This is a genomic window from Myroides phaeus (assembly GCF_900099675.1).
Classification (GTDB): domain Bacteria; phylum Bacteroidota; class Bacteroidia; order Flavobacteriales; family Flavobacteriaceae; genus Flavobacterium; species Flavobacterium phaeum.
Window position 1 is genome coordinate 17918 of record NZ_FNDQ01000012.1, and the last position, 26084, is coordinate 44001.

General features: G+C 33.0%; 22 protein-coding genes and 1 riboswitch. Of the genes, 9 read left to right on the forward strand and 13 right to left on the reverse strand.

The features are described from left to right. Position 1: 1 nt before the first annotated feature. Complete coding sequence (locus BLT46_RS07565) at positions 2–1060, reverse strand: acyl-CoA reductase (RefSeq protein WP_090408627.1); 1059 nt, start codon at positions 1058–1060, stop codon at positions 2–4. A gap of 74 nt (positions 1061–1134) precedes the next feature. On the opposite strand from BLT46_RS07565, the gene BLT46_RS07570 reads away from it, so the two are divergent. Beyond that, on the forward strand, positions 1135–1485 hold the full coding sequence (locus BLT46_RS07570) for a 4Fe-4S dicluster domain-containing protein (RefSeq protein WP_090408630.1): 351 nt from the start codon (positions 1135–1137) through the stop codon (positions 1483–1485). A gap of 160 nt (positions 1486–1645) precedes the next feature. Beyond that, positions 1646–1885: a hypothetical protein gene (locus BLT46_RS07575; RefSeq protein WP_218127651.1), complete on the forward strand. Its 240-nt coding sequence runs from the start codon at positions 1646–1648 to the stop codon at positions 1883–1885. An 800-nt stretch (positions 1886–2685) separates the two neighbouring features. Here the strand turns inward: BLT46_RS07575 and BLT46_RS07580 are convergent. After that, a complete protein-coding gene (locus BLT46_RS07580) occupies positions 2686–3093 on the reverse strand; it encodes an acyl-CoA thioesterase (RefSeq protein WP_090408633.1) in 408 nt (135 codons plus the stop codon). Positions 3094–3347: 254 nt separating this feature from the next. After that, a riboswitch (cobalamin riboswitch) is annotated at positions 3348–3537 on the reverse strand. 439 nt (positions 3538–3976) lie between these two features. Here BLT46_RS07580 and rpmH point away from each other — a divergent pair. The 4 genes from rpmH to mgtE all read left to right on the forward strand — a co-directional run bounded on the left by rpmH (position 3977) and on the right by mgtE (position 10048). Then, positions 3977–4138, forward strand: a complete 162-nt coding sequence (rpmH, locus tag BLT46_RS07585; protein ID WP_081498613.1) for a 50S ribosomal protein L34 — start codon at positions 3977–3979, stop codon at positions 4136–4138. A 150-nt stretch (positions 4139–4288) separates the two neighbouring features. Then, the gene (gene carB, locus BLT46_RS07590) at positions 4289–7141 is read left to right on the forward strand and encodes a carbamoyl-phosphate synthase large subunit (RefSeq protein WP_090408636.1); all 2853 of its coding nucleotides are present in this window, start codon (positions 4289–4291) and stop codon (positions 7139–7141) included. A gap of 133 nt (positions 7142–7274) precedes the next feature. Further along, positions 7275–8597, forward strand: coding sequence for a DNA recombination protein RmuC (locus BLT46_RS07595; protein WP_090408639.1), 1323 nt, complete (start codon positions 7275–7277; stop codon positions 8595–8597). Between the two features lie 137 nt (positions 8598–8734). Further along, positions 8735–10048 (forward strand): magnesium transporter, encoded by a 1314-nt coding sequence (gene mgtE / locus BLT46_RS07600; RefSeq protein ID WP_090408642.1) that lies wholly within the window; start codon positions 8735–8737, stop codon positions 10046–10048. 320 nt (positions 10049–10368) lie between these two features. On the opposite strand, the gene BLT46_RS07605 is transcribed toward mgtE, so the two are convergent. Continuing rightward, positions 10369–10593, reverse strand: coding sequence for a hypothetical protein (locus BLT46_RS07605; protein WP_143021878.1), 225 nt, complete (start codon positions 10591–10593; stop codon positions 10369–10371). A gap of 43 nt (positions 10594–10636) precedes the next feature. Then, positions 10637–11881, reverse strand: a complete 1245-nt coding sequence (locus tag BLT46_RS07610; RefSeq protein ID WP_090408648.1) for an MFS transporter — start codon at positions 11879–11881, stop codon at positions 10637–10639. A 128-nt stretch (positions 11882–12009) separates the two neighbouring features. On the opposite strand from BLT46_RS07610, the gene meaB reads away from it, so the two are divergent. Beyond that, on the forward strand, positions 12010–13107 hold the full coding sequence (gene meaB, locus BLT46_RS07615; protein ID WP_176770740.1) for a methylmalonyl Co-A mutase-associated GTPase MeaB: 1098 nt from the start codon (positions 12010–12012) through the stop codon (positions 13105–13107). Positions 13108–13110: 3 nt separating this feature from the next. On the opposite strand, the gene BLT46_RS07620 is transcribed toward meaB, so the two are convergent. Together BLT46_RS07620 and BLT46_RS07625 are read right to left on the reverse strand one after the other, a co-directional pair. Beyond that, positions 13111–13362 (reverse strand): hypothetical protein, encoded by a 252-nt coding sequence (locus tag BLT46_RS07620; protein ID WP_090408651.1) that lies wholly within the window; start codon positions 13360–13362, stop codon positions 13111–13113. 11 nt (positions 13363–13373) lie between these two features. Continuing rightward, positions 13374–14744: an MATE family efflux transporter gene (locus BLT46_RS07625; RefSeq protein WP_090408654.1), complete on the reverse strand. Its 1371-nt coding sequence runs from the start codon at positions 14742–14744 to the stop codon at positions 13374–13376. Between the two features lie 132 nt (positions 14745–14876). Between BLT46_RS07625 and BLT46_RS07630 the strand changes: the two genes are divergently transcribed. Further along, entirely contained in the window at positions 14877–15446 is a 570-nt protein-coding gene (locus BLT46_RS07630; RefSeq protein WP_090408658.1) for a hypothetical protein, read from the forward strand. 105 nt (positions 15447–15551) lie between these two features. Here the strand turns inward: BLT46_RS07630 and BLT46_RS07635 are convergent, their stop codons facing one another. Further along, entirely contained in the window at positions 15552–16454 is a 903-nt protein-coding gene (locus BLT46_RS07635; protein ID WP_090408661.1) for a PPK2 family polyphosphate kinase, read from the reverse strand. Positions 16455–16526: 72 nt separating this feature from the next. Here BLT46_RS07635 and BLT46_RS07640 point away from each other — a divergent pair, with 72 nt between their 5' ends. After that, a complete protein-coding gene (locus BLT46_RS07640) occupies positions 16527–17366 on the forward strand; it encodes a DUF6929 family protein (protein ID WP_090408664.1) in 840 nt (279 codons plus the stop codon). 126 nt (positions 17367–17492) lie between these two features. Here the strand turns inward: BLT46_RS07640 and BLT46_RS07645 are convergent, their stop codons facing one another. The 6 genes from BLT46_RS07645 to nhaA all read right to left on the reverse strand — a co-directional run bounded on the left by BLT46_RS07645 (position 17493) and on the right by nhaA (position 25763). Further along, the gene (locus BLT46_RS07645) at positions 17493–18692 is read right to left on the reverse strand and encodes an ABC transporter permease (protein WP_090408667.1); all 1200 of its coding nucleotides are present in this window, start codon (positions 18690–18692) and stop codon (positions 17493–17495) included. Further along, entirely contained in the window at positions 18685–19851 is a 1167-nt protein-coding gene (locus tag BLT46_RS07650) for an ABC transporter permease (protein ID WP_262492396.1), read from the reverse strand. The genes BLT46_RS07645 and BLT46_RS07650 overlap by 8 nt, the downstream gene beginning before the upstream one ends. 12 nt (positions 19852–19863) lie before the next feature. After that, positions 19864–20853, reverse strand: a complete 990-nt coding sequence (locus tag BLT46_RS07655; RefSeq protein ID WP_090408673.1) for an HlyD family secretion protein — start codon at positions 20851–20853, stop codon at positions 19864–19866. Between the two features lie 14 nt (positions 20854–20867). Beyond that, positions 20868–22262 (reverse strand): TolC family protein, encoded by a 1395-nt coding sequence (locus tag BLT46_RS07660; protein WP_090408676.1) that lies wholly within the window; start codon positions 22260–22262, stop codon positions 20868–20870. Between the two features lie 382 nt (positions 22263–22644). Continuing rightward, on the reverse strand, positions 22645–24276 hold the full coding sequence (locus BLT46_RS07665) for an ABC-F family ATP-binding cassette domain-containing protein (RefSeq protein ID WP_090408679.1): 1632 nt from the start codon (positions 24274–24276) through the stop codon (positions 22645–22647). A gap of 140 nt (positions 24277–24416) precedes the next feature. After that, positions 24417–25763 (reverse strand): Na+/H+ antiporter NhaA, encoded by a 1347-nt coding sequence (nhaA, locus tag BLT46_RS07670; RefSeq protein WP_090408683.1) that lies wholly within the window; start codon positions 25761–25763, stop codon positions 24417–24419. Positions 25764–26084 lie beyond the last annotated feature (321 nt).

The window sequence follows — 26084 nt, forward strand, 5'->3', positions numbered from 1 at the left end:
TCTATAAATCTAATAAGAAACGCAATGTATCTACATTATCAGCATAATCCCATAACTGTGGGCTTTGCGTTTGTCCAAATGCAATACTTCCGTCAATTAAATTGTTGGATACGATACACTGGATTTTCTCGTGATCATTTGCAAGACGTGTTTTCACTTCTTCAATATCGTCATAATACTCGTAAAATACAGACGATATAGGTGATGCATAAGTAGTATCTTCTTTAATTGTCAAGAAACCATTGTCTAACAATTTGAACTCACTCATCAAGAAAACTGCTTTGTTATAGTCGTAGTTATTTGAGTATTTCTCATATTCAATAACATCGCGGTATTCGTACATTCCTTGGTAAAAACCATCAAATACAAAACCTCTTGGTACGAATAACTTAGACACGTTTCTACATCCTAATCCGTAGTAAGTAAATACGTCTTTCCCTAAAGCAACCATATCATCGTGGCTTTCTTCGCCATTTAAAACAGCTACTGAGTTTCTGTTTTTACGAATGATATTAGGCACTTTGCTAAAGTAGTAGTCAAAATAACGCGCAGTATTATCACTACCCGTTGCAATAACAGCATCAAAATCTTCCAATTTACCTTTCACAAAAACTACGCGATCAGCAAATTTAGGTTCAACCTCTACCAAGTAATTTGACAAGAAAGGCAATAGTTTCTGGTCGTTTGAAGACATTTTTACTAAAGCGATATTTCCTGACATAAGAACAGATAAGAAATCGTGGAACCCTACTAACGGAATATTTCCAGCTAAAATAAGTCCAACTTTCTTTAAAGGTTCTTTTTCAAAATCATATTGTGAAGTCCACTTTTCTAAGTTTTCTTTAGTCAAAGCATCAGCCCAAGAGCTAATCGAATTAATAACTTGTTCTCTTGTAAACCAACCATTGTAGTTTACGCTACTATTAATTAATTCTTCAAATTCGCAATAAAATCTATCATTATGACAAACATCATTGTTTCTTATAAACTCATTTGTAGCGAATTGGCGTAAAAAGTCTCCAATTTTAACAAATGCAACTTTTTTAACATCTAAATCCATATTGACTTGTATGTGAATTGTTTTGGGTGTAAATTTGCCACAAAGTTAATACATATAAAACAAAAATATAAGCTATGGCAATCATTATAACAGACGAATGCATTAATTGTGGAGCTTGCGAACCTGAATGTCCAAATACAGCGATTTATGAAGGTGCAGATGATTGGAGATACAAAGATGGTACAGCCCTTTCTGGTAAAATCGTTTTACCTGATGGATCTGAAGTAGACGCTGATGCGGCTCAAGAACCAGTATCTGATGAATTTTACTACATCGTACCTTCTAAATGTACGGAGTGTAAAGGATTCCACGAAGAACCTCAATGTGCTGCTGTATGCCCAGTTGATTGTTGTATTCCAGACGACAATCACGTTGAAAGTGAAGAAACACTTTTACAACGTCAAGCATTTTTACACAAGCACTAAAATATAGAAAGCGAAACTTAATAGTTTCGCTTTTTTTGTGCTTAAACACTGTTAAATAAAAAAGACGATTAAGCTAAATATAGTTTCATACTTTAGAGTATTACTTTTTTTGACTATTTTTACTTAAAATTAAATTTTTAAACAATTAATTTAAACAAAAATGGAAAAGAAAAACTGGTTATTAACACTTACTTTAACATTAGTCAGTACATTTGCTATGGCAAATGATAGTACAACAAACTTATCTCAAGGAGGTTTGTTTGGTGTAAGCATCGGTTCATTGGTTGCTGTATTTTTATCTTGGAAAAGAAATAAATCAATCTTATGGGCAATACTACACTTCTTATTTGGATGGTTTTATGTAATCTATTACTTCCTATCTGGAGGTTCTAAAAAATAATAGACAACTAAGCCCTTTCTTAAATGAAAGGGCTTTTTTATTAGCATTGTCTCTCTTAATAAGACCTTCTTATCACTTCACTTTTCTCTTACTTACTCCTTTTTTATTCTTCATAAACACTACCTACTTTATTTTAATTGTTTTTCATACTATTACCATACATTTTTCATAATTCTTATAGCCTTTAAAAAAAACACAAAAAAATTGCTATAAAACTAATTGCATCAAGCTTTTTTAAGCTACTTTAATTATATATATGATATCCCCCTCTATTTTGAGACTCAAGCAAAAAAATTAGAAACTAAGCTTAAATAACTCTTTCCTAAAATAAACAAAGATTTACAATGAAATATATTGAATTGTACTTGCGATAAAGAACCTATAAAAATGAAGTTTTAGACGTACCATGTTCGACACTTCTACCACATTAGTACCACACACTCTCCAAAAAGAGGCTTTTTTACCGAAGATGTGTGGTACTAGTGTGGTACTAATGTGGTACTAGTGTAAAACAAGAATTAAAAATACTTCTAATAAAAATACTTTAAACCCCATATAACACCTTGTAATTGGTAATTCATGTACTTTATATCTATTATTAAATAAGCATTTTAATTGTTCTACTATCTCTATTTAACACCCTTTTAATGTTGTTATTGTATTAAGTATATCCTTTTTCTACTTACCTTCACACTTCAATATAAATACTTATTATATTGTAAAAAAATAGGGATAAATCTTTTAAAAGATTTATCCCCCTACCAAAAACTAAAAAATGTAAGATGCTTACAAAATTTAAACTATTCTACCTCATCCAAAATTGGAATCGGTTTAAAATCATCATTCAATGCTACTAAAGTAAACACACCACTTACTACTTGTTGTCTATAATCTTCTTTCATCTTCTCTCTATAGACTTCTACGCGGATGCGAATACTTGTATTTCCAATTGACTCAACATTACCTACCATTTCAACTAACGAGCCTGCAGGTATAGGTTTAGAGAAATCAATTTTATCGCTACTAACGATTACAAAGTTCTTTCTACAAAATCTTGTTGCTGTCATAAAAGCTGTTTCTGTCATCATCATAATCACACGACCACCAAACATTGTGTTGTGGTGATTTGTAGTATCAGGAAAAACGACTTTAAATACGTGTGTTTCTGCTTTTACTTTTCTCTCCTCTACTGTTTCTTTAAGAACCATTATTATTGCTTATAACTATTTCAATTCAATCAATACAATCTGTGATTACTGATAACAAATGAGAATACTCTTGTTATAGCAACTAACACTGACGTAAAAACGATATGGGAATGGAAAAATAACGTGAAGTATGAATACAGCAAAATGCGATTTAGTTAGTAAAACATAAAACTAAATCAATACTAAAGTACTTTTAGGATGTACTTATTATACTTGTAATTCAACTTGACATTAAGCTCTAAACCGCGAAAGCATCGTCTTTAAAAGAATAGGCAGGTCTCCTGACTTGTAACAACTTTTATCAACCTTCCCATCGTTTATGACGACAGTGGTATCCTTTGGATAAAAGCCTATGCATTACTTACAGTTGCGCGACAGTTCGTGATTTTAACACGATTCCCTTTTCATACACAGTTAAGTGTAACCTCTCTTTGTTGGTAAATTCTCCTATATTCTTGGAGAACTAAAAAGCGAATATAAAAAAAGTTTTGAGAATAACTATAGATAAGTTTCCTTAAAACAATAGAATAGTTTAAAAAAGTAAACAATTACAGGTGAAGAAAGTTACTTCACTTTAGTGTTTTATAGAAATTAAAGAATTTAAGAACACCTATTATTACTTACTAAAAGAAAGACTCCCACACTATTCGAAAACAAAGCTATCTACATTAATTATAAATTCTCACATTATATACTATATTTAGTTACCTTTTCTATTATATTTGCAAGAGAAGGAAAACTCAAAAGAAAAACTAAAAATATTTTTCAAAACATTTTGTAAGAGTAAAAAGACTTTTATATATTTGCACTCGGTTTTGAAAGGACAAGTATTTCGAAGCTAATTTTTTGAGATAGTAAAATTTAAGATTTAAAGATAAAAGCAATGAGCAAAAGAACGTTTCAACCATCGAATAGAAAAAGAAGAAACAAGCATGGTTTCATGGAAAGAATGTCTACTCCAAACGGTAGAAAAGTATTAGCTGCAAGAAGAGCTAAAGGAAGACATAAAATCTCTGTTTCTTGTGAAACAAGACATAAAAAATAATGTTTGTATAAAACATAGCTAAAGGTGTTACTATTATTCGTAACGCCTTTTTTTATAGTCTGTCGGAAACAAAACTATCTATCACACACAACAACACTAAACTTACTTTACTGATTATAAAGTAATTAACATAACAACACAATTTTAAAGATGCCTAAAGACACTTCCATTAAAACTGTACTAATCATTGGTTCAGGACCAATCATTATCGGACAAGCTTGTGAATTTGACTATTCAGGTTCACAGTCAGCAAGATCTCTAAGAGAAGAAGGAATTAAAGTTATTCTTATTAACTCTAACCCTGCTACAATTATGACTGACCCTTCAATGGCAGATCATATTTACTTAAAACCTTTAACAGCAAGATCAATCATCGAGATCCTTGTAGCGCATCCTGAAATTGATGCTGTACTACCGACAATGGGAGGACAGACAGCATTAAACTTATGTTTAGAATGTGACGATAAAGGTATCTGGTCTGACTTTGGAGTTCGCCTTATCGGAGTTGATATCAACGCTATTAACGTAACAGAGGACCGTGAGCAATTTAAACAATTGTTAGAAAAAATTGACGTTCCTGCTGCACCTGCAAAAACTGCTACTTCTTACTTAGAAGGAAAAGAAATTGCACAAGAATTCGGTTTCCCATTGGTAATTCGTCCTTCGTTTACTTTAGGAGGAACTGGAGCTGCTTTTGTTTACAAAGCGGAAGACTTTGACGAACTATTAAAAAATGGTCTTGAAGCATCTCCAATCCACGAAGTTTTAATTGACAAAGCTTTACTTGGATGGAAAGAATATGAATTAGAATTATTACGTGATAAAAATGATAACGTAGTTATCATATGTACTATCGAAAATATGGACCCTATGGGAATTCACACTGGAGATAGTATTACTGTAGCACCTGCTATGACATTATCAGATAGAACATTCCAAAGAATGCGTGATTTATCTATCAAAATGATGCGTAGTATCGGAAACTTCGCTGGTGGTTGTAACGTACAGTTCGCTGTATCTCCAGATGAAAAAGAAGATATCGTTGCTATTGAAATTAACCCTCGTGTATCTCGTTCTTCTGCTTTAGCATCTAAAGCAACTGGATACCCTATTGCTAAAGTAGCTACTAAATTAGCGTTAGGTTATACATTAGACGAGTTACAAAACCAAATTACTAAATCTACTTCAGCTTTATTTGAGCCAACTTTAGATTATGTAATTGTAAAAATCCCTCGTTGGAACTTTGATAAATTTGAAGGAGCTGACCGCACATTAGGTCTTCAAATGAAATCAGTTGGTGAAGTAATGGGTATTGGACGTTCTTTCCAAGAAGCATTACACAAAGCAACACAATCATTAGAAATTAAACGTAACGGTTTAGGAGCTGATGGTAAAGGTTATACAAACTATGATCAAATCATTGAAAAACTAACTCACGCAAGTTGGGATAGAGTTTTTGTAATCTATGATGCAATCCAACACGGAATTCCATTAAGCAGAATTCATGAAATTACTAAGATTGATATGTGGTTCTTAAAACAATATGAAGAATTATATATGCTTGAAAAAGAAATTTCTAAATATACTCTTGAAACTTTACCAAAAGACTTAATGTTAGACGCAAAACAAAAAGGTTTTGCTGACAGACAAATAGCACATATGCTAAAAACAGTTGAAAGTAAAGTTCACAATTTACGTGATGAACAAGGAATTAAACGTGTGTTCAAGTTAGTTGATACTTGTGCTGCTGAATTCCCTGCTAAAACACCATACTACTACTCTACTTTTGAGTCTGAAATAGAACGCCCTGACGGAACTCGTTATGTTTCTAATGAAAGTGTTGTATCTGACAAGAAAAAAGTAGTTGTATTAGGATCAGGACCTAACCGTATTGGTCAAGGTATTGAGTTTGATTACTCTTGTGTACACGGGGTATTAGCAGCTGAAGAATGTGGATACGAAACTATTATGATTAACTGTAACCCTGAAACTGTTTCTACAGATTTCGATACAGCTAATAAATTATACTTCGAACCTGTATTCTGGGAACATATCTACGATATTATTCAACACGAAAAACCGGAAGGTGTTATCGTTCAATTAGGGGGACAAACAGCACTTAAACTTGCTGAGAAACTTGAAAGAAACGGTATCAAAATATTAGGTACAAGCTATGATGCATTAGACTTAGCTGAAGACCGTGGACGTTTCTCTACTTTATTAGAAGAATTAAACATCCCATTCCCTCAATTTGGTGTTGCTAAAACAGCTGAACAAGCTTTAAAATTAGCAGACGAACTTGCTTTCCCATTATTAGTACGTCCATCGTACGTATTAGGAGGTCAAGGAATGAAAATTGTAATCAACAAGAAAGAATTAGAAGAACACGTAATTGAATTATTAAACTCAATTCCTGGTAACTCTCTTCTTCTTGATCATTATTTAGCTGGTGCTATTGAAGCGGAAGCAGATGCTATCTGTGATGGAGAAAATGTACACATCATTGGTATCATGGAACACATTGAGCCTTGTGGAGTTCACTCTGGTGATAGCCACGCAATGTTGCCTCCATTCAACTTAGGAGAGTTTGTATTAAACCAAATTAAAGACCACACAAGAAAAATTGCTGTAGCTTTAAAAACAGTTGGTTTAATCAACATTCAGTTTGCAATTAAAGATGACGTTGTTTACATCATTGAAGCAAACCCAAGAGCATCTCGTACGGTTCCTTTCATTGCTAAAGCATACGGTGAACCTTATGTAAACTATGCTACTAAAGTAATGTTAGGTGAGAAAAAAGTAACAGACTTTACTTTTAATCCTCAATTAAACGGATACGCTATTAAAACGCCAGTATTCTCTTTTAACAAGTTTAAAAACGTGAATAAAAACCTTGGTCCTGAAATGAAATCTACAGGAGAAAGCATATTATTCATCGACAATTTAAGAGATGACCAATTCTACGAAATCTACTCTCGTAGAAAAATGTACTTAAGTAAATAAGCTTTTATCTACTATACTCAAAAGGGAGGTTGGTTTTGTACTAACCTCCCTTTTTTTGCTACAAACCATAGCAATACTTTATACGCCTACAATCGTTATATTCCTTACTTTTGGGATTTAAAACAATTTCTCTATGTCACAAGAAATCTTAATTGGTCTATTAGCAATATTAATTATTGTAGCCTTTTTTATTGGAAAATCAGGAAAAAAAGATGGTTCTACTAATGAGTCAACGATTAAACTACAAGCCGAAAATGACTTTCAAAACAAGCAAATTCACCAACTTCGAGAAGAGAAGGAAAGTTTGGAAGATAGCAATGAAATCTTACGACAAGACAACCAAGAATTAATTGCCCGTATTAGTATTCGCGAAACGGAATTTGCTAATCTTAAAGAACGTCTTGAACAACAGCAACAAGAAACCCAAGCGTTGCAAGAAAAGTTTACAATTGAATTTGAAAACTTAGCTAACAAGATCTTAGAAGAAAAAAGTGAAAAGTTTACCAAACAAAACAAATTGAACTTAGAAACAATTCTTACTCCTTTGCAAGAAAAAATACTTCACTTTGAACAAAAGGTAGAGCAAACACACAAAGAGAGCATTGACCACCACGCGGCATTGCGCCAACAAATCTTTGGTTTACAACAAACCAATATGAAGATGAGTGAGGAAACGCTAAACCTGACAAAAGCACTAAAAGGAGATAATAAAATGCAAGGGAATTGGGGAGAAATGATTCTTGAAAGTGTTTTAGAAAAATCTGGTTTAGAAAAAGGCCGCGAATATGAAACACAACAAAGTTATACGACTGAAAATGGAAACAAACTTCAACCAGATGTTGTTATCTATTTACCAGACCAACGCCATATGGTTATTGACTCTAAAGTATCTTTAGTTGCTTATGAACAATATGTAAATACAACAGATGTAGATGAACAAAGACGTTATTTACAAGAACACCTAATATCTATCAAACGCCACATAGATGGTCTATCTGAAAAGAATTACTTTGAATTGTACAAAGGGACAAGTCCTGATTTTGTCTTATTGTTTATTCCGATTGAAACAGCTTTCTCAACTGCTATTAATGCAGACAATAGTTTATACACAAAAGCATTTGAGAAAAATATTGTTATTGTAACCCCTTCAACGTTGTTAGCTACTCTTAGGACTATTGAATCTATGTGGACACAGCGTAAACAACAAGAAAACGCGTATGAAATAGCAAGACAAGCTGGTTTATTATATGATAAATTTGTTGGTCTAATTACTGATTTAACAAAAGTTGGTAAAAAAATTGATGAGACTAAAAACGAATACGAAAGTGCTTTTAATAAATTAAGTGAAGGAAAAGGGAATCTAATTACTTCTGTACAAAAATTAAAAGATATGGGCGCTAAAGCAAAGAAGAGTTTAGAAAATAATTTACTTGACAAATCGGAAAATAACTCCTAATTTTTCTCTGTTTTATCAACTTTTGTATTTGTTTTTAATATAAAAATCAATAGAAATTTTAAAATATGCATTCTAAAGCTTATTTTTGTATTTGTTATTTATCATATCAGTTATAATTACTTTACAAACTTCATCCTATGACTTTTACAGATATGCACCCAGCAGATATTGCTGAAGCTATTTCAGAAATGAAAAGAAAACAGCGAAACCTTGAATTTTTAAAGCTTTCGCCCGACTTAAAGGTTGAAGTTTTTTCTTTTCTTGACATCAATATACAAGAAGAAATTGTACACAGTATGACACAAGAGGATTATGCTGATGTATTAAATAACCTTGAGCCAGATGACCGTACTGAATTATTAGAAAACTTTCCGGATGAGTTAATTAAGTATTCTATTAACTTATTAAATGATACGGAAAAACAAATAGCTTTAAACCTAATCGGGTACAAAGAAGATAGTATTGCCAGACTGATGACACCTTTGTACATTCAAACAAAGGCTAACAGAACGGTAAAACAAGTTCTTCAGCATATCAAGAAATACGGAAAAAAAGCAGAAACATTAAACTACATCTATGTTGTTGATGACAACAACAAATTAATTGATGACTTAAAGTTAGGGGAGCTTGTACTTGCAAATGAAGATACTTTAATCTCTGAATTAGTAGATAATACTTTTGTTTCAATCACCTCAACTACTCCAATGGAGGAAGCGTTTGATACGTTTGAAAAATACGATCGATCTGCTTTACCAATTATTACCGAAAAAGGAGTATTGGTAGGAATTGTAACCTTTGATGATATCTTAGATAAAATTAAAGAACGTGATACTGAAGATATCCAGAAATTCGGGGGGATGGAAGAATTAGATTTATCATATACACATACACCCCTATTTGAATTAGTTCGCAAACGTGCTGGTTGGTTAATTATCCTATTCTTAGGAGAAATGTTAACTGCCTCTGCTATGGGGTATTTCGATGAAGAAATTGAAAAAGCAGTTGTACTTGCTTTATTCGTTCCATTGATTATTTCAAGTGGTGGTAACTCAGGTTCTCAAGCAGCATCACTTGTTATTCGTGCTATGGCATTAGGAGAATTAAAATTAAACGACTGGTGGTATGTAATGCGTAAAGAGCTTGCTTCTGGAGTTATGCTTGGAGGACTATTAGGTACAATTGGATTTATCCGTATTCTAATTTGGCAAGAAGCAGGAATATACGATTATGGAGAACATTGGGTATTCGTAGGGTTGAGTGTATCTGTATCGTTGTTATTCATCGTTCTTTGGGGAACACTATCAGGCTCGTTAATTCCATTTATACTTAGAAAGTTCGGAATGGACCCTGCAACAGCATCTGCTCCATTCGTAGCTACTTTAGTAGACGTTTCTGGATTGATAATCTATTTCTCTATTGCAGCAATGTTCTTAACAGGAAAAATACTTTAAAACGACTTAAAATCGATATAACAAAAAAGCTTGAAGTTTATTCTTCAAGCTTTTTTATTTTCTCTTATCACTAATGCGTTTGTAATAGATAAGCATCGCAATCGTCTTTCTTTATTTCGTTGTTCTATAAACTGTCTTAGATAGAAACTCTTTCTTGTTTTACTCCACAATAAACAGCTTTCGAAACTATGCAAAACTATGCTATATAAGTTATCCTCTATCTAAATACAGGTTTTAGCAAACTAATCTATTTCAGTTGCCTTGCCTTGTTACTTGTTTACATCAAGTATTGTTGGACTCTAATAATAACCTTCTTAACCCTACTTTTTGATTAATAGAAAATTCTTGTTATCAATCGTATTATAAGTCTGTGGATTTACCGTATCATTATAAACAGTTACACGAGTTGTGTATTCTTCTTTAAAGGTGCTTTCTTGCTTCATCACAACCACTTTTTTTTGCGAATTCTTAATAACCACTTTCTCTTTGCTCACTGTACAACCAACACAGCCTATAACTACTACAAACAAAAACAACTTACTCATAATCAACATATTTAATTAATAATCATAAATATACTCAACAATATTATACTTCCTCTCTAAACTTCACTTTTTTCATATTAGGCAAAAAGGCAGCTATAATTCCAATTAAAGGTAAAAAAGCACAAATGTGGTATATGTGTTCAATAGACGTTTTATCTGCCCACACCCCTAATATAGCTGATCCTAAACCACCCATACCGAATGCAAAACCGAAAAACAAACCAGATACCATACCTATCTTCTTAGGCAACAATTCTTGTGCATACACTAAAATAGAAGGAAATGCAGAGGACATAATTAAACCGATAATAACGATTAATATACCTGTCCAAAACAAATCTACATAAGGCAACAGCAGTGTAAATGGCGCTGCCCCTAATACAGAAAACCATATAATATATTTACGCCCTACTCTATCTCCAAAGAAACCTCCGATCAAAGTACCTGCGGCAACGGCAATTAAAAAGTAGAATAAATATACTTGTGCTTGGACTTCACTTACGCCAAACTTTTCCATCGTAAAAAATTGGAAATAACTTGAAATACTCGCTACATAGAAATACTTTGAAAAAATCAGCAATAACAAGACAGCTATAGCTGAGTTAACACGAAACTTAGACAGTTCAGGAATGCGAATTACCTTTTTCTTTTTGTGAACCGGATTACTTAAAATTCCCTTATACCAAGTACCTATAAAATAATATACAAACTGTGCGACTAAAGCTACAAACACAAACCACAATAAGTGTTGCTGTCCTTTTGGTAATACAATCCACGCTACTAATAGCGGAGCTAATGCCGTACCTGTATTTCCACCTATCTGAAAAATAGATTGTGCTAAACTTCGCTTTCCACCTGAGGCTACAAAAGATACTCTTGACGATTCTGGATGAAAAATAGAAGACCCTATTCCAATCAATACAACGGAACATAGAACAATAGCGTAACTTGGTGCAAAACTCAACAACATCACCCCTAACATTGTGCAAATCATTCCATACATTTGAGAATAAGGTTGTGGATGCTTATCTGTATAATTTCCAACTAAGGGTTGTAGTAAAGAGGAAGAAACTTGATAACAAAAAGTAATCATACCTATTTGAGCAAAACTCAACTTATAGTTTTCTTTCAACATTGGATATACAGCAGGCACCACTGCTTGTAATAAATCATTACATAAATGTCCAAAGCTAATGGCCAATAAAATAGGATATACTGTCTTTTGAGCCAGCGATTGTTGTCCTACTTTATCCAACCATTTCTTTTGAAAACCGATAAAATTAATCATATAAATATAGTTTGTGAGTTCGTAAATATAGCTGTAAAAGCCCTAAAACTTGGTTAAAGTGTATTTTAATTTTTAACTGAGGAGATTTTTACTAATTTTACTACTCACACATCAAAAACACTTACTTCATGCATTCGTCTAATTTACAAATGAATAACAAATCGGCATTAAAAGAAAATGAAGGGGTTGAACAACCTCACATTACTAATGCTAATGCTATTCAACGTTTTCAACAAAGACGCAAGCAACGTATCAGTACGGAAGAAATTATCAAGCGAATTACCAACCACGATAAAGTGGCTTTAAGTCAGGGTATCACGCTTATTGAAAGTCTTAATCAAGACCACCATAAACAAGCAGAAGAAATTATTCAAGGTTGTTTGCCTTTTGCAAACAATTCTATACGCATTGGTATAACGGGAGTTCCTGGTGTTGGAAAAAGTACGTTTATCGAGTCATTCGGACAATTATTAACAGCAATGGGTAAAAAGGTAGCTGTATTAGCTATTGACCCAAGTAGTAGTATTACCAAGGGAAGTATTTTGGGAGATAAAACAAGAATGGAAGAACTTGTGAAAGATCCTAATGCTTATATCCGCCCTTCTGCATCAGGCGATAGCTTAGGTGGGGTAGCTCGTAAAACAAGAGAAAGCATCATATTATGTGAAGCGTGTGGTTTTGACACTATCTTGGTAGAAACAGTTGGTGTCGGACAAAGTGAAACAGCTGTTCAAAGTATGGTTGACTTCTTTTTGTTGCTTAACTTAGCTGGTGCTGGAGATGAGTTACAAGGAATTAAAAGAGGGATTATGGAAATGGCTGATGCTGTTGTTATAAACAAAGCTGATGGTGAAAATGTAAAAAGAGCTCACCAAGCTAAGTTAGACTTTAATAGAGCATTGCACCTATTCCCTAAAAAACCTTCTGATTGGACTCCAAAAGTTACTACTTGTAGTGCTTTACAGAACACAGGAATTCAAGAAATATGGGATATAATTGAAAAGTATTGTGAATTAACAGCACAAAACAATTACTTCCAAAATCGCAGACAAGAGCAGAATCAATATTGGATGATGGAAACCATTAATGAGAACATCTTAATGAATTTCTACAATCACCAAGGTATTAAATCGCTGATTACAGAAAACAAAAAAGCAGTGCAAAACAATGAATTATCACCTTTTGCAGCTGCTCATAAAATCTTAGAATTCTATTTTAAAGAATAAGGATTAGTCTTCTTCTCCTAATTCTTCATCTTCTACATAACGTTCCATTTCTCTCTCGTAAAACTCTCCAGCTTTAACGATTAATCCTTCCATTTCAGCTTCTACTTCAGCTTCTTCATTCTCCTCAATAGTTTCTAAAAACTCGATTTCATCTGTATTTAAGTTGATAATGAATCTTGGAAAATCTAAATGTACAATGAAGATATCATCTGGAAACTCTGTATTATCTGCTAAAACAAATTTAGGTAATTGCATATTATATGATTTTAATTATTTATTAATTTATTTGATAGTTTGTGGAAGCGAAGATATAAAAATATTGCCGCAGTAGTTAATCCTGCTAATAATCCTATCCATATACCTGGTGCTCCTACATCTGTGTATAATCCTAAATAAATTGACACAGGGAACCCTATAATCCAATATGATATAAAGGTAATAATCATTGGTACATTTACATCTTGTAATCCACGCAATGCACCAAGTGTCACCACCTGAATACAATCTGATATTTGGAAAATTGCAGCTACTAATAATAATTGTCCTGCTACTCTAATCACTTCGTCATTCAACAAAGCGTTTACCTCATCTTTGTTATCTAAAAACAACATTGGAATATAGTTGTGAAACAATACAAAACACAGAGCGAATACAGTATAAATGATAATTGCCATTAATAAAATAGAACGAGCAACAACTTTTAGCTGCACATAATTTTTAAGTCCTTTCTGGTTTCCAACGCGAATCATTGCTGCTACGCTCAATCCACTTGCAAACATAAATGTCATTGAAGACATACTCAACGCAATTTGATTTGCCGCTTGAGCCACTGTACCAATCATTCCTGACAGCCAAACAGCTCCAACGAATAATGCAACTTCAAAGAAACTCATCATTCCAGAAGGAATTCCAAGTTTACTTATTCTATTTAGCATATCCTTTTTTAAGTCAGTCAACTGCATCTTAGACATAAATGGCTTGAACATCTCTTGGCGATTCAAAGCAAAATGCATATACACAATCATCACCAAACGCGAAATAAGTGTACCATACGCTGCCCCTAACATCCCCATTTCGGGGAAAATCCACACACCATAAATCAAAACGTAGTTACAAACAATATTTGTTACATTGGCAATTATGGTTGCGTACATTGAATTTTTGGTTTGACTTTTACCATCGGCAAACTGCTTGTAAGCTTGATACATTACCATTGGGATTAAAGACAATGCCACAATATCTAAAAATGGCTTTGCTAATAAAGTAACATCCTCTGGTTGCCCCATATGCATTAATAACGGCTTAGAAAAAAAGATTAATAAAAACAATCCAATTCCTAAAGTCGTACACAAAAACAAGCCATTCACAAAAATACTTCTTCCTGTATCTACGTCATTCTCAGCATCACTATGTGCTACAAGAGGGGTTATAGCAGTAGAAAAACCTACTCCTAAAGAGATGGCAATAAAGACAAAACTATTAGCTAACGAAGCAGCTGCTAATTCAGTTGCGCCAATTTTACCAACCATTATATTATCTATTACTCCAACAATTGTATGTCCCAACATGGCTAAAATAATTGGATAGGCAAGTCGGATATTATAATTAAACTCTTTAAAGTAAATAGATAAATTCATCTTTTTTTTGCAAATATACAGAGTTGAGCCCGAAATAAAATTTTCACTTCTCTTAATAAATTAAAAATGTTTAGTCAACGGCAAGTTTTTTGTTTATATCATCCACAATAAAACTAATAAAACTCAAAACCTATGTTCGCATTAAGTAAAAAATTCGCTTTTACTTTACTAACAGGAGCCTTATTTATAGCTTCACCAGCTATGGCTCAACAAAAAACTAAAGCTTATTACCCTAAAGGATTCCGCGTTGGTTTCGGAATTAATGGTGGAGTACCGACAGATTCGAAATACGATGCTGCTTTAGGTGTTGATGCAAGATTACAATATGATGTAAGTAAAAAAACATCATTTACACTTACCTCTGGATATACTCATTTATTTGATGGAGATAACGGAGATTTAGGTTTAGTACCTATAAAAGCAGGTTTCAAACAATTCTTAAGCAAGAACATTTATGCTATGGGAGAGTTAGGAGCTGCTATTGGTACACATAAAGAAATGGGAAACTCATTCCTATGGTCGCCTTCAATTGGTTTTGCAAACAAATTCATTGATGTTAGTTTACGTTATGAAAACTACAATGACTATAACACAGACCAAATTGGCGTACGTGTTGCTTATGGTTTTAGCTTAAAGAATTACAAAAAGCACAACGAAAAAGCTAAAAATAAGTACAAAAAGAAACAGAAGAAAAATAAATAAGCCAGCCAAAAAACACAACAGAAAACAAGCCACAATTAAAAACGCCTACAGCATATTGCTCGTAGGCGTTTTACTTTTTATATTTTATGCTGTAGAAAAGGTCAATCATTCTTCTTCATTCCCTTTTGTTTGTACATCCCCCTCTAACAACATTTTCTTATACCTTTCTAAATCACCTTTTATATCTTCAGAAACCTCTGGTATTTTCACATCTGTAAACTCACTAAATATTTCATCTAATATCTTTGCAAAAATATACCTACAAACTGCTTTGTCATCTGCTGGGATAACATACCACGGACATTCTTCTGTTGATGTTGCGTTTATTGCTTCTTCATAATATTGTTGATATAAATCCCAATATTCCCTTTCCTTTACATCTTCAGGCGCAAACTTCCAATTGTGCTTCCCTTGGTCTAATCTCCTTAAAATTCTCTTCTTCTGTTCATCTTTACTCAAGTGTAGAAATATCTTAATAACCACTATCCCATTGTTTTGAATATGTTTCTCAAAGTTCTTAATCTCATCTAACCTATTTTCCCAAAACTCCTCTGTAATATCTTCTTCTTTTGTTATGTGTGGTAAGCGTTCATTTAAAACAATCTGTGGGTGAACTCTTGAAACAAGTACGTTTTCATAATGTGTACGATTAAATACTGTAAACTTTCCTTTCTCCGGTAAAGCTACATAATGACGCCATAAATAATCGTGTTCTAACTCATAAGAAGTCGGCTTCTTAAAACTCTGAACAACTACTCCCCTTGCGTTAAAAGAGCGAAACACCTCTCTAATCAAACTATCTTTCCCTGCTGTATCCATTCCTTGTAAGCAAATCAAAACGCTGTATTTATTGTGTGCATACATCACATCTTGAAACTTACTTAGTTTTCTACTCAATCCTTCTAACTTGCGAATAGCCTTCTTTGAAGTAATATCTATATCGGGTTTCGTTGATAATTTTTCCAACTCAATTGGATTGTCTATCCTATAATTTTCTCTTACCTTCATAACGTACTTTTTGTAAAGTATAATTTACTACTTTTTATTAGTTAAACGAATTATATTCAAATATTTATTTCAATGAAGCAATTTGCATTAGAACTACTTTTCCAAATATTCGGTATAAGCGCAGCATCTGGCCTTATCTACAACGATAATCAAATTCACTTAATTGCTGACAACTCAACCAACTTCTACCATTACAATATGGAGAAAGAACAACTTTTTAAAACACCCTTAACAACGGATGGTAATGGTGCAGACAATATTGTGAAAAGTGTAAAGCCAGATTATGAGGCAATAACAACAGATGGAATCAACTATTACATCTTTGGTTCTGGTTCAAAGTCTAACAGAATAAATCTGGTGGAAATAAACAGACTAACGAATGAGGTAATTAGTGAAAATGACTTAGATATTTTATACGATTCTATGAGGAGTTTCGCAGACTTATCTGAAGAAGATTTTAATATAGAAGGAGTAGTTTTTGATAACGAACAATGGTACTTTTTTAATAGAGGAAATGGCCCTAAAGCGGCAAATGGTATATTTGTTGTAAAAGGAGCAAATATTTTAAATGACTTTCAAATCACTTATACCCCTATAAAATTACCTAAGATTCAAAAAGTACAAAGCAGTTTTACAGATGCGGTAAGAGTAGGTGATAAACTATACTTTTTAGCAGCTGCAGAAGATAGCCAATCTACTTATGCAGACGGCGAAATAAAAGGAACATTAGTCGGACGTATTGACTTAAAAAAGTTGAAAGTAGAGAAAACAAAAGTGATTTCTGAGACACATAAGTTTGAAGGTATTACACTGTTTGACCAAAACCAATCAACAACAACCTTCTTATTGTGTGAAGACCCAGATAATGACGATAAAGCAACGAGTATTTACAAGTTGACCTTATCAAATTAAAAGTATAATTAAACTGTTATCTATTCTCAACAGCAAAGATTTATGACAAAACACATACATTTTCTTTTCTAATTGATATATAAAAAGGGGAAGTATACTTGATATACCTCCCCTTTTCGTTTCAAATTATATTGAATCAGTTTTTTTTTCTTGTTTACAAAATCTACTATTAGTCCATACAGCCAGTACAAAATAAAATATACAAACTGCCCACATCTGAATAAGCAGACTTTTCATTTCAGATAAAGAAGCACCAAATTGACTTAATGCTACAAAGCCTTGAGCTCCAGTAGTACTTGGTACAAAAACAGACACAATCTTGGCCCAAGTAGGAAAAGCAACTGTAGGCCACGATATTCCAGACAATAATAACGTAGGAATAGAAAAAATAGTGACTGTCATAATTGCATCTTCTCTTCTTCTAAATAAATTTACAAGAGCCATTCCCATAAAAGTAACAGCTAAAATAAATGGAATTAAGAAGACCATAATTTCAAATAAGTTACCTCTTTGTGGAAACGTAAAAATATGCATAACCACACAGATTTCAATTAACAATAACACCATTGAAATTATTAAATAAGTTAGTGATCTTCCTAAAGTCAAAAACACACTTCCAAAACGCCTGTTAGCAAATGCAAATGTTTTAGAATACTGATTTAATTCTCTCATCGTACCTCCTAAAATCCCCATTCCTGTCAATTGTAATGTTTGCAATGCAATAATAAAAACAACAGGAATTAAGAATGTAGCATATCCTACATTTATGTTATACAAAGGAGTCGCTGTAATATTAAATGGTCGTCTTGTAGCAACAGCTTGTTCCATTGGAATACCACTTGACAGCATTTTATTTACCTCAACTTGACCGTTAAAAGTACCTAAAGCCTGCATAACAGCCCCTATTGTTTGCTTATAATACAACATATAAGAAGCATCACAATAAGCAGAAACGTGAGGCATTAATCCCTTCTGTATATCTCTTCCAAAATCAGCAGGTATAACAATAATTCCCTTTACTTCTTCCTTTTCATATAACTCTTTCGCCATGTCAAGACTTGATGTATGATAAGCAATAGTTAATTGAGGAGTAGCCTCAATCATTCTACTCACTTGCTGACTTAAACTTGAATGGTCTTTATCAACCACAGCAACCGGCAAATCGTTAAATGTTTCGTGAGAATACACGTACGAATAAAAGAAACCAACTAATAAAACTGAAATTATATAAGACATCACAATTGCTGAATCTGCAAAAATCAGTTTAAATTCTCTCTTACAAGCCTCTATTATTAAAGCAAAACTTTCTATAATTCCCTTAAACATTGTAGCCTCCTCTCTTTAATTTATTATAGTAAAAAGGTATCCCTATAATTCCGACACATACAAAAACAGCAAGTGTAATCACATACGTTTGTTGTACACTATTATATGCAAACCCTCTAACAGCATAATCCACAATAAATCGCAAATAAGCGTGGAATGGGAAAATATAATTAAACCCTCTAATAAAAGCACTCATCCCTTCAGGAGGAAATGTATATCCTGCAAAAGAAAAAGCTAATGCAGCATAAGAACCTCCTATTGTAAGAGCTGTTCTCATACTAAACATTACAGATGCTAAGAAAAAAGCCATACTTTGACATACCACAATAAAGGATATGAAAAACAAGTTAATTACAAAAAAACTACCCTGAAATGGAATACCTATTTTGTAATATAGCAATGTATTCATAAAAAAACCTATGATAGAAAAGACAATTGTATAAGGCAATATCTTACCTAAAATAATAGTAAATATATTTCCATTTCCTTGTACTAATAATTCTCGGCCTTTTCTATATCTCAATACAGAACCAAATGCATAGATAGAAACAACCATAATCACAATCTGAAATGCCATAGGCATAAATGCAATTGTAAGGTAATATTCATAACTTGTATACGGATTGTATAAAACATGAGAATCTGTACCTACAGGAGAAACCATTGTTACAGCTTGCTCTAACATTGCTCCTCCTTGTTGTAAAACTTGCACACGAGCACCTGCTGCAAAGATACCAGCAGTCAATTGAAAATCACGAAGAATTAAACCTGCTGGCAACAAATATTGTCCATTATAATAACAAGTAATATTTGTATAAACACTTTTCTGTACATTCTTTTGAAAATCTTTAGGAATAATAACCATCGCAAATGACTCTCCCTTACGAACAGTTTTCTGTCCTTCAACTTCATCGGCAACCTCATAAGCAATTTTCATTGTTGATGTTGACTCCAACGTACGTGCAAATTGACGAGATAAATTACTTTTATCTAAATCTAACAATGTTATCGGTAAATCCCTTGAAACTCCTTTGCCTAATAATGAGGCATAATAGATAAACAGTATCAAAGGGACTCCCAACATCAATACTAATAGCCTCGGACTTGTAAAAATCCTTGTGCATTCTCCCTTAAATATGGACCAAAAACCCTTTTTCACTTTACTATTTATTTATTTCAAACTACTTTCTAACACTAATGCACTCATCCCTGGTCTTAGACCTTCAACTTTAGTTGTTGGATAAGCTTTAATTAGAAATGTTTTCATATCAAAATCACCTTGTGCTTTTGTAGCACTCCATGTAGCATAATCTCCTTGTGCAGCAATATATTTTACTTCAAGTTCAATATTATCTTGTCCTAAAGCAGGAATACTAACAGTAAACTTAGTATTCATTTTAAACTTTGGCATTAAGTCTTCTCTAATGTTGAAATAAATCCAAACATCACTTAAATCTACTAAGTTAACTACTGGATAACCTGAGTTTACAATTTCTCCTTTATTTGGCATAATTGTTAATACCTCAGCATTTTGAGGTGCTTTAACTTGCCCTTCACTTTGTAATATTTTTACTTCTTCTACAACAGCCATTGCTTGGTGTACCTGAGCCATTGCAGCAGCTTTATCCTCAACACGCGCACCTTTCAATGCCATTTGATATTGAGAATGAGCAGCCTTTTGAACTTCTTGTGCTGCTTTATATTGTGTATAAACCTCATCTCTTTTTTGAGCAGGTAATACTTTCTCATTAAACAAGTTTTCAATACGTGCAAACGTCTTTTCTGCTAATTCAGCTCCAACTTTTGCTTGTTGCCACATATTAAAAGCAGCTTGAATTTCTTCTTCTCTTGCTCCTTTTTTAGCTTTATCATCTAAAGCTTGTGCCGCTTTTTGCACAGACTCTGCTTGTGCTAACTTTGCATCAATCTCTGGAGTACTAATTTGCAACAAAACCTGACCAGCTTTTACTTGTTCTCCTTCTTTCACATAAATATCACTAATACGACCTGGTATTTTAGAAGCTACATTAATTTGTGTTGCTTCAACCTGACCTTGAATATAAGACTCTGTCGGAGCACTCATATACCACAATGATACTGTTAAGATAACTACGATTACAAATAGTCCTACAATTGCGCTTACTATCTTATTTCTTTTCATTTCTAAATCTTATATTACTTTGTATACTGTAAAAACTCATTACTCAATCCTGTGAATTCAAATAAAGAAGCCAAAGCTACTGCATAATTAAAATGCGCTTGTAACTTCATTAGCTTCACTCCTGACAATTTCATCTCTGCATCTACCACATCTGTTGACGTAGCAAATCCTTCTGAAAACGCCTTATTTCTAACACGTAAAAACTCTGTAGCTAATGTTTCTTGAACATTTAAATTATTAATTTGTTCTTCTTGCTTTTGAATATCCTGATATAACTTAGCTACTAACATCTTAATATCACTTTTGGCTTTTACTTCAAACAGCTCTACGCTTTCTTTTGTAGCCTTAGCAGCTTTAATTTCATTCTTATTTTTAAACCCTTCAAATAAAGTATAAGTAACTCCCACACCTATAGTCCAAGGTTTGTTATCATTATACAATATATCTAATCCATTCACAGGGTTATTATGTGCTAAAATAGTTTGTCCAAATGCCAACACTGTTGGATAATTTGCAGATTGCTTTACCTTCACCCCTTGCTCTGCTAATTCTTTTTGCAAAGCTACTTTTTGTAATTCAGGATAATTTTCAACTGCTGACTCTTGATAAACCGTTAGCTCCTCTAATGAGGGTACAATAAAAAAGTCACTCGCCAATTCATTGTTTACTATTTCTACTTCTAAAGTATTAGCTAAAGCTACTCTTGCTAAATTTGCGTCTTTTACTGCCGCATCTAATTCTCGTTTAGCTTCAGATACCGCTACATCCGCAGAAAGCTTTTCAACCGGAGCTATAATTCCATTCTCTTCCAGTTTAGTAGCATCATGTAAATGGTTTTCCATTCCTTTCAGAACCTCTTTACGGACAACTACTGCTTGTTCTGCTAACTTAACAGTAAAATAGCGTTGAGCAAGTTCAGAAATCAATTTATTCTTAGCACTGACTAGCTCTTTTTCTCCTATTTTTTTCTCTATTTCACCAGCTTTTATAGCAGCATTAATTTTTCCTCCCGTAAACAAAGGCATTGTTGCCATAAAACCTCCCATGGCCATACCGCGTTTATTTAAAGTAATGTCCCAATCTCCAAGTACACCAGGATTTGGAAGGTGTATAAAATCACCAATGCCATTTTTCAATCCGTTCAAATCAATTCCTAATTGACGATCTTTATATAATCCTAAACCAAAAGCACGCACTGTAGGGTAACGAAGCCCTTTTCTTGCTTTCCATTCAAATTCGTGAACCTCCTCTTTTTTCTCAATAGCTTTTAACAAACTATTCTCTTTGTTCATTATTTCATAAGCTTCTCTAAATGTCATAGACTGCCCAAAAGCAGCATTTGTTCCACATACGCAAAGAAGAATTCCCCCTACTATAGAAAGACATTTATTCAATTCCAATTTCTTCATTAACTTACATTGTTATTTTAAACATACACAAATATAAAAACTATAAAACTTTAGCCTTGACTATTTTAAAAATCAGCATAAAATTAAACTATTTTATGTAAAAGTAAAGTCATATTTGAAAATTTTAATACTCCAAACCACATATTACTCATTTTATTTAGAGCTTAAACACAAACTTTAACTTAATACTCTTTTTTTCATTTGCTTCTTTTTTTTCGCAAATTATCATTAAACAAAACATATGCCATTTATGCTTTTAAAGATCCGCAAAATAAATAGAGCATCCTTCTAAATTTAGAAGGATGCTCTATTTATTTTGCGTAAAAAACCCTGCTACGCGTTTATTTTAAAATTACCATTACTAATAATTAAGTAAGTTCTGCTATTTCTCTATTTCACGCAAACTTTCCATTTTTTTAAACGCTAAGAAACCTTTGATATCTTCAAAGTGTTCCACAACTCTTTTATTCCCAAATTCGAAAACTTTTTCTGCTAATCCATTTAAGAAATCACGGTCGTGAGAAACTAAGATTACTGTTCCTTCAAACTCGTTTAAAGCATCCTTGATAATATCTTTTGTTTTCATATCAAGGTGGTTTGTAGGCTCATCCAGAATAAGAACATTATAAGGTTCTAACAATAGCTTAACCATTGCTAAACGAGTTTTCTCTCCTCCTGATAACACCTTCACTTTTTTATGAATATCATCTCCAGAAAACATAAACGCTCCTAAAATATTCTTGATTTGTGTTCTGATATCTCCTTCTGCAATACGATCTACTGTTTCAAATATAGTCAGGCTTTCATCTAACAATGATGCTTGATTTTGTGCAAAATACCCAACTTGAACATTGTGTCCTAACTCTAAGCTTCCTTCATAGTCAATTTCCCCCATAATTGCTTTAATCATAGTAGATTTACCCTCACCATTTTTTCCTACAAAAGCAACTTTCTGTCCTCTTTCAACAACAATATTAGCATTTTTAAATACTACATGGTTTCCGTAAGACTTACATAATTCATTAACTACAACAGGGTACTGACCTGAACGAGCTGCTGGAGGAAACTTCAAACGCAAAGCAGAATTATCTACTTCATCAACTTGAATAATCTCTAATTTCTCTAACATCTTAACACGCGATTGTACTTGTAAAGTTTTAGAATAAGTCCCTTTAAAGCGCTCAATAAACTCCGTGTTTTCAGCAATCATTTTTTGTTGCTCTTCATATGCTTTCAATTGGTGTGCTCTACGATCTTGACGCAATACCAAATAATCTGAGTATTTCGCTTTATAATCATAGATTTTACCCATCGTTACCTCAATCGTACGGTTTGTGATATTATCTACAAAAGCACGGTCATGGGAAATTACCATAACAGCTTTAGCCGAATTAATCAAAAACGACTCTAACCATTGAATACTCTCGATATCCATGTGGTTTGTAGGCTCATCAAGTAAGATTAAATCTGGCTTCAACAAAAGAATTTTAGCTAATTCAATACGCATTCTCCATCCACCACTAAATTCAGAAGTTGGTCTATCCATATCTTCACGACTAAAACCAAGTCCTTTTAAGATTTTCTCAACTTCGGCTTCGTAATTAACTTCTTCAACAGAATAGAATTTTTCACTTAATTCAGATACACGCTCAATTAACTTCATATAACTATCACTTTCATAGTCTGTACGTACAGTTAATTCTTCATTAAGTTTATCTATTTCATCTTTCATTGAAAAAATGTCAGAAAAAGCCTTAGATGCTTCTTCTCTAACAGTACAATCGTCTTGCGTTAATAAATGCTGTGGTAAATAAGCAATTACGGCATCTTTTGGTGCTGAAATTGATCCAGAAGAAGGTTTGTTTTTTCCTGCTACAATTTTTAATAAAGTAGATTTACCTGCTCCATTTTTTCCCATAAGAGCAATCTTATCATTCTCATTAATTGAAAAGTTAACCCCACTAAATAAAGTAGTACCACCAAACTGAACTGAAATATCATTAACTGTTATCATGTAATCTTGTGTATCTGATTTTTAATTAAGTTGCAAATATAGTATTTGTTAGATATCCTATACTATATTATACACAATAAAAAATGCCCAGTAAACGATGTTGTTTACTGGGCATTTTTATATTTTATTACTGAGTTTTACTACTCTTGTTTTTTCTTTCCTAATACACTTAAAAGTAAATATCCTAATATTCCTCCCAAACCAGAAGCAATTAAAATACCTAATTTAGCTTGATCTGGAAACTCTGGATGTAAATTAATATCAAATGCTAATTCTGTAACGAATAATGACATTGTAAATCCAATAGACGCTAAAAATCCAAGTCCAATTAAATTTCCGTATGTCATTCCTTTCGGCATTGCTACCACTTTTAGCTTAATTAGTAAACCTGTTAAACCAGCAACACCAACTACCTTACCTACAAGTAAACCAAATGCTACACCTAAAGTAACAGCACTTAATCCACTACCTCCTCCTAAAGAAATTGGAATAGCCGCATTGGCTAAAGCAAAAACTGGCATTACAAAGAAGCTAACAAAATTATGCATACTGTGCTCTAAACGAATAGCTGGTGGTAAAGCATCAGTAGAAACCTTCTGCATACCTTCAACACATTCCATTTGTTCTCCTGTTAAGTTAGGGATTTTGTCATCTGGATCAATCTTGCGAAAACGCTCTCTCAATTTATCCATTTTATTTACAAAATAAGCTTCGTGCACTTTTGCTGTAGATGGAATTGCAAATGCAGCTAAAACAGCAGCAATTGTTGCGTGTACTCCTGATAACAAGAATGACAACCAAACTCCTCCAATACCTATAATTGCATAATAAACAGTATTTCTAACTCCTAATAAATTACTGATGATTAACAATCCGAAGAACCCTAATCCAATTCCAAGGTTCATTAAAGACAAATCGTTTGTATAGAAAATAGCAATAACCAATACAGCACCTAAATCGTCTGCAATTGCCAATGCTGTTAAGAACACTTTTAAAGACGTAGGAACGCGATCTCCTAATAAGAATAAAACCCCTAAAGCAAACGCAATATCCGTTGCCATTGGAATTCCCCATCCGTGAGCTGCATCTGTTCCTCCGTTAAAAAACAAATAAACTAAAGCAGGTATTGCCATTCCTCCAATTGCAGCAATAATTGGTAACATTGCTTTTTTAGGAGATGACAATTCTCCCGTAGTTAACTCTCTTTTTAATTCAAGCCCCACTACAAAGAAAAATATCGACATTAATCCGTCATTGACCCATTCCTTCAAAGAGTGATTTAATACGCTCTCGTTAAAAGAGAAACCTATATGGTTATTTTCCCAAAAATTCACGTACTCTGCTGCCCAAGGTGAATTAGCCATAAAAATGGCAATCAAAGCCGCTAAAAACAATACAACTCCTCCAGATGTAGATTTACTCATAAATCTGCTAACTGGATTTGTAATCCATTTATCTGCAGGTGTAACTTTAATTTGATTCTCCATTTTTTAAAATATTTGTAAGCGAATATATGTTTTCTGTAGATTTTGGACAAATACAACCACTATTTTTTTACTTTTTTTAAAACATTTTTCTTTTGAAAATAATCAAATTATGTATAATCAACTGTTCTAATTCCTAAAATTCACTATCAAAACACCACCTATATTCTTAATTTATTAAATCCTCTTTATTCATTTCTTATATAATTTTTCTTCTGTTTTTTTTAAGCGTTAAATTCAGCTGATTTAATTAGTTATCTAAACAAGTAATGAGCTAAGCCATATGCTTTTTAATATTTGAATATAAGTTTAATACTACTATCA

Bases quoted from the DNA above. Each gene is read 5' to 3' on its own strand.
- carB (WP_090408636.1), top strand. From the start codon at position 4,289: ATGCCTAAAGACACTTCCATTAAAACTGTACTAATCATTGGTTCAGGA.
- BLT46_RS07660 (WP_090408676.1), bottom strand. From the start codon at position 22,262: ATGAAGAAATTGGAATTGAATAAATGTCTTTCTATAGTAGGGGGAATT.
- BLT46_RS07570 (WP_090408630.1), top strand. From the start codon at position 1,135: ATGGCAATCATTATAACAGACGAATGCATTAATTGTGGAGCTTGCGAA.
- BLT46_RS07565 (WP_090408627.1), bottom strand. From the start codon at position 1,060: ATGGATTTAGATGTTAAAAAAGTTGCATTTGTTAAAATTGGAGACTTT.
- BLT46_RS07575 (WP_218127651.1), top strand. From the start codon at position 1,646: ATGGAAAAGAAAAACTGGTTATTAACACTTACTTTAACATTAGTCAGT.
- BLT46_RS07640 (WP_090408664.1), top strand. From the start codon at position 16,527: ATGAAGCAATTTGCATTAGAACTACTTTTCCAAATATTCGGTATAAGC.
- BLT46_RS07630 (WP_090408658.1), top strand. From the start codon at position 14,877: ATGTTCGCATTAAGTAAAAAATTCGCTTTTACTTTACTAACAGGAGCC.
- mgtE (WP_090408642.1), top strand. From the start codon at position 8,735: ATGACTTTTACAGATATGCACCCAGCAGATATTGCTGAAGCTATTTCA.
- BLT46_RS07645 (WP_090408667.1), bottom strand. From the start codon at position 18,692: ATGTTTAAGGGAATTATAGAAAGTTTTGCTTTAATAATAGAGGCTTGT.
- BLT46_RS07655 (WP_090408673.1), bottom strand. From the start codon at position 20,853: ATGAAAAGAAATAAGATAGTAAGCGCAATTGTAGGACTATTTGTAATC.
- BLT46_RS07605 (WP_143021878.1), bottom strand. From the start codon at position 10,593: ATGAGTAAGTTGTTTTTGTTTGTAGTAGTTATAGGCTGTGTTGGTTGT.
- BLT46_RS07580 (WP_090408633.1), bottom strand. From the start codon at position 3,093: ATGGTTCTTAAAGAAACAGTAGAGGAGAGAAAAGTAAAAGCAGAAACA.
- meaB (WP_176770740.1), top strand. From the start codon at position 12,010: ATGCATTCGTCTAATTTACAAATGAATAACAAATCGGCATTAAAAGAA.
- nhaA (WP_090408683.1), bottom strand. From the start codon at position 25,763: ATGGAGAATCAAATTAAAGTTACACCTGCAGATAAATGGATTACAAAT.
- BLT46_RS07665 (WP_090408679.1), bottom strand. From the start codon at position 24,276: ATGATAACAGTTAATGATATTTCAGTTCAGTTTGGTGGTACTACTTTA.
- BLT46_RS07635 (WP_090408661.1), bottom strand. From the start codon at position 16,454: ATGAAGGTAAGAGAAAATTATAGGATAGACAATCCAATTGAGTTGGAA.
- BLT46_RS07620 (WP_090408651.1), bottom strand. From the start codon at position 13,362: ATGCAATTACCTAAATTTGTTTTAGCAGATAATACAGAGTTTCCAGAT.
- BLT46_RS07595 (WP_090408639.1), top strand. From the start codon at position 7,275: ATGTCACAAGAAATCTTAATTGGTCTATTAGCAATATTAATTATTGTA.
- BLT46_RS07610 (WP_090408648.1), bottom strand. From the start codon at position 11,881: ATGATTAATTTTATCGGTTTTCAAAAGAAATGGTTGGATAAAGTAGGA.
- rpmH (WP_081498613.1), top strand. From the start codon at position 3,977: ATGAGCAAAAGAACGTTTCAACCATCGAATAGAAAAAGAAGAAACAAG.
- BLT46_RS07625 (WP_090408654.1), bottom strand. From the start codon at position 14,744: ATGAATTTATCTATTTACTTTAAAGAGTTTAATTATAATATCCGACTT.